1 pseudogene is annotated in these 497 nt (G+C 45.3%); it reads left to right on the forward strand.

Annotation, left to right across the window (positions count from 1 at the left end):
- Window positions 1–48: 48 nt before the first annotated feature.
- Window positions 49–497: pseudogene (locus tag ACCD02_RS32615) on the forward strand (hypothetical protein); the annotation flags it as partial.

Below are 497 nucleotides of genomic sequence, written 5' to 3' on the forward strand. Positions count from 1 at the left end.
CGAGCTAATGCAACTATCCATTCCTAACTAAAATGACGAAGCTCGATAATGTTCAATTTTATTAAACCGCCTGCACTGCCGCCCCAGCTGCAATGGACGTATGCCCATGAGCCGGAACTGTTGGGATGGACGATACGAGCGCGCAATTACAATACATTTATAGCCAACTGCATGTTTGCATTTATGAATGCGCTAATCATTGGTGGTTCGTTCATCATGTATTCGGTGTATGAAGGGATGAGTCAACCTTGGCGAACCATGTCCTGCGTTTTTTTTTATGCAGTTATATCATTTACAATTTCCTGCATGACTCATCAGCGAGTAAATTTCGCCTACCGTTTTACAAAGTCAGGAGTAGAGGAGTGCGAGTGGAAAGATTTCCCGAAATGGATCTTGCCATTTCTGAAGTGGTTTACCGGAATTACAGCAGTCATCTTTATCTCTCTGGCCGCCGTTGATCCATCATTTCTGATTGGCGCACTGGTAGGGCCGGGCGG

It is taken from the genome of Pseudomonas sp. Pseusp88, assembly GCF_047303955.1.
Lineage (GTDB): Bacteria > Pseudomonadota > Gammaproteobacteria > Pseudomonadales > Pseudomonadaceae > Aquipseudomonas.